1 pseudogene is annotated in these 705 nt (G+C 35.0%); it reads left to right on the top strand.

Going from position 1 to position 705, the window contains the following annotated elements:
• Positions 1 to 565: pseudogene (locus E3E37_RS10710) on the top strand (restriction endonuclease subunit R); the annotation flags it as partial.
• Positions 566 to 705 lie beyond the last annotated feature (140 nt).

The raw sequence follows: 705 nt of genomic DNA, 5'->3' as shown, positions 1-705 counted from the left end.
CATTCATAGAACTGTAGACATCGGAAAGATTACTAAAGATTTCCCGATAATAGAAATTGATGAAAAATTTTTGGAGAAGATTACAAAGCAGAAACCCAACGAGAGAATGTTTACTGACTTGCTATTTGCTGTTAGGAGATACATAAACGTTCATCGTGGTCCTCTTACAGAAGATCTCGTGGAACAAGTGGAAAGCATTGTGGAAAGGTGGAAGCACAAGAAAGAAGAAATAGCTAAGCTCTATAAAGAAATATTGAAGATTGCTCAACAAATCCAAGAAAGAGAAGAGGAAAAGAAGAAATTGAATTTAAGTGAGCTAGAGTATTCCATTGTGACTATTTTAAAACGGCACGTAGGTGACAATCCGCGATTAATAGAAGATACAAAAACTCTTCTCAATGAAACTGAAGATCTAAGATTTCCAAGATGGCAAGAAAAAAGCGATATAATAAGCACCATCTCCAGAGAAGTTATGCGATTTCTAGTCAGGAAGTATAAAGGTGAAATAGATAACGTCATCAGAACCAGAGATGAAATCATGGAGGTGCTCAAAAGGTGGGGTTAAACTATAAAATCATTACACGAAATGTAAAATACCCTAGAATTGAAATAGATCCTTTGGGTGAAATCAAGGTTATAGTTCCACCAAATATGGATCCTACCGAAGTTATAAAGCAAAAAGAGAAATGGATAAAATCAAAGCTA

It is taken from the genome of Thermococcus sp. ES12, assembly GCF_012027515.1.
GTDB classification, from domain to species: Archaea; Methanobacteriota_B; Thermococci; order Thermococcales; family Thermococcaceae; genus Thermococcus; species Thermococcus barossii.
The sequence above is the reverse complement of the archived record's forward strand: the minus strand, read 5'-3'. Positions and strand labels throughout refer to the sequence as shown.